At 71.1% G+C, this 2965-nt stretch carries 3 protein-coding genes; all 3 read right to left on the bottom strand.

Annotated features, from left to right (window positions below; translation table 11 throughout):
- Positions 1-861: 861 nt before the first annotated feature.
- The gene (pqqE, locus tag ABTU92_RS28220) at positions 862-1932 is read right to left on the bottom strand and encodes a pyrroloquinoline quinone biosynthesis protein PqqE (RefSeq protein ID WP_408094900.1); all 1071 of its coding nucleotides are present in this window, start codon (positions 1930-1932) and stop codon (positions 862-864) included.
- Position 1933: 1 nt separating this feature from the next.
- Positions 1934-2221, bottom strand: a complete 288-nt coding sequence (gene pqqD / locus ABTU92_RS28215) for a pyrroloquinoline quinone biosynthesis peptide chaperone PqqD (protein ID WP_408094899.1) — start codon at positions 2219-2221, stop codon at positions 1934-1936.
- Positions 2218-2965, bottom strand: a 748-nt coding sequence (gene pqqC, locus ABTU92_RS28210) for a pyrroloquinoline-quinone synthase PqqC (protein WP_408094898.1), incomplete at its 5' end; no start/stop codon positions are given. The genes pqqC and pqqD, both read right to left, overlap by 4 nt.

Raw genomic sequence — 2965 nt, 5'->3', positions numbered from 1 at the left:
AGACCGCTTACGGTCGACCTCTGGGCAGGCCTTCCTGCCCCGGCGCGTGACCCGAACCACCGTACTGAAAAAATGTGGGGGTAGGTGCCTGGGGTACCGACCAAAACCGAACTCCGATTCGGCCGCCCCCTCAAGGAGCTATGCGTTTTTTGCGATTCCGCCCCTGGCACCATCTAAATATCTGAAATTCAATCAAAAGATAAACCGGCATCGAGGCGGATCACGCCTGCGTTCCCGCCGGGACACACCGGGGACACAAAAGCGCAGTGTGGCCTCGTCGGTACAAGCGCGCTGATCGAAGCCCGACGCGCTGCCGGCAGGCCTGTCGACCGGAGCCGCTCGCGATCAGGCCCCGGCCTCATGGCAGGCCGTCGCGCTGCGCCACAGCTCCATTCGGCTCGAAATGGTGCTCGCCGTCGCCTCGTCGCCGTGGCAGCGATCTGGCGCGTCCTCCCGAACCCCGGTGCGCCCGGCTCGGAATGAGACGGCCCTCTCGCCAGTCCGCAAAACTGCCAAAGTGCCTTCCAGAACCGTTCGATGTCGGCTGCACGCGAGCGAAACCGAGGATCAAGCTCTTCGCCTGCGGACCCCAACAGTGTGGGAGACCGCCGCGGCGTCCTTCAACCGCGTCAGGAATGCCGCGAGGTCCACGGCGCAGAACCGGGGCTTACCGCAGCTTCCTATGAGACAGCCGCGATGGTGGCAGACGATCGTCACGGCGGTGCGCGAGGGCCGCACCGTCTAGGACATTGTCAGCAGGATGATCGGCTGGACGCTGCCGATCACGGCGGCGAGACGACGTGGCGCGATCCCCACTCGAGGGACGGAGCGCCATCTCGGCCGGACCCTGCGCGGGCGGGATCAGCCGCGCCAGCGGATCGGCGCGTCGTCCATTCCCGCGGCGAGGCCGACGACGATCGCGTGGTGCGGCGACAGCCGGCAGGCCGGATCGGTGGCGCGCGCGTCGCCGGTGAGCGCGAGGGCCTGGCACCGGCAGCCGCCGAAGTCGTGGTCGCGCCACGCGCAGCTCGCGCACGGCTCGCGCATCCAGTCGGTGCCGCGGAACGCCGCGAAGGCCGGCGACGCCCGCCAGATGTGCTCGAGCGGCTGGTCACGCACCGACCAGAACTCCAGTCCCAGGATGGTCTGGGCCGCATGGCATGGCAGCACCAGGCCGGACGGCGTCACGTTCAGCGACCGGCGACCCCAGCCGCCGAGGCACGGCTTCGCCAGGCCGGCGTGGTGGTCCGGCATCACGGCCTCGACGATCAGACGGCCGCGCACGGCCGCGCGCGCCACCTCGAGCGCGGCGCCAGCGGCCGCGACCTGATCGGGTGTCGGCATCAGGGCGGCCCGGTTGGCCAGCGCCCAGCCGTGATACTGGGCGTGGGCGATCTCGACGCGTCCGGCGCCGAGCGCCTCGGCGAGCGCGACGATCGCCGGGATGCGGCCGATATTGCCGCGGTGGGTCACGCAATTGACGGTGAGCGCCAGGCCCAGCCGGACGGCCTCCTCCGCGATCCGGCGCTTGCGCGCGAACGCCCCCGGCCGGCGGGCGATGCGATCCGCCTCGCCCGGGTCGACGTCCTGGATCGAGACCTGGACGTGATCGAGGCCGGCCGCGACGAGCGCGGCGAGCCGCTGCTCGCCGAGGCCGACCGCCGACGTGATCAGGTTGGTATAGAGGCCGGCCGCCCGTGCGGCGGCGACGAGGTCGACGAGATCGGGACGGAGCGCCGGCTCGCCGCCCGACAGATGGAGCTGGAGAACACCGAGCGCCGCAGCCTCGTGAAAGACCCGGCGCCAGGTCGCGGTGTCGAGCTCGTCGGCGCGCGGCTCGAGCGCGAGCGGGTTGGAGCAGTAGGGACAGCCGAGCGGACAGCGATGCGTCAGCTCGGCGAGCAGCCCCAGCGGCGGCGGCAGCGCATCCACGTCACAGATCCACGAGGTGCTTGTCGGCGAGCGCCCGGAGCAGCGTCGCGACATCGCCCGCGACCCTTTCGCGCGGGGCCTGATAGAGGCTCGCGAGGGCGTCGACGAGCTCGGTCATGGTCGCACTGCCGTCGCAACGCCCGAGGATGTCGGCGGCGACGTGGTCGAGCTTCAGAATCCGCTCGGGCGCGAGCAGCACCGGGCCCCCATGCGCCGCGCTGCTCGTCAGCCGGACCCCGCGGGCGAGCCGCGGCCGCGCATCCGCCGGGACCGTGTCCTCCTCCATCATGTCGCCTCCGGGACGACGGGAGCGACCGTGTCACGAGCCTCCGGCACGAAGGCGCCGGGCGGGATGTGGCCCGGCGTCACATAGGCCGCATAGAGCGCGTCGAGCATCGACCACAGCACCTCGCACTTGAACACCAGCGCGTCCTGGACCTGCCGCTGCAGAACCGCCGTCGTCGCGTGCGCCTTGACGTAGCGAAGCGCGAACGCGCTGTCGCGCGACGCCTGCGGCGGCCGCGCCTGGAAATAGGCGAGCGTCTCCGGCGTCACGAAATCATAGTGCTTCAGCATGCCGTCGATGCGCTCGCCGATGACGGCGGGCGAGAACAGCTCGGTGAGCGACGACGCGATCGCCTCCAGGAGCGACCGGCTGCGGACGAAATCCAGATAGGCGAGCGCCGCGAACCGGCTCGCCGGCAACGCCTGCGCTCGCGAGACGACGATCTCGCGCGCGAGGCCGAGGCCGTCGGTCAGCGTCAGCCAGCGGGCGAGACCGCCCTCGCCGCCTCGTCCATCGCCGCCCTCGCCCTCCTGGTTTTTGCTGCCGCCGTCGTGATCGGCGAGCCGGCTGCGCCAGGCCCGCCGCACCGCCGGGTCGTCGCAGCGGGCGATCAGGGCGGCGTCCTTGAGCGGGATCACGGCCTGGTAGCAGTAGCGGTTGAGCGCCCAGGCCTGGACCTGACCGCGACTGCAACGGCCGCCGTGCAGCAACCGGTGGAAGGGGTGGCGGTCGTGATAACGACGCGCG

Source organism: Rhodoplanes sp. SY1, assembly GCF_046000175.1.
GTDB lineage: Bacteria > Pseudomonadota > Alphaproteobacteria > Rhizobiales > Xanthobacteraceae > Rhodoplanes.
This window is presented reverse-complemented; position numbering and strand designations above follow the sequence as displayed.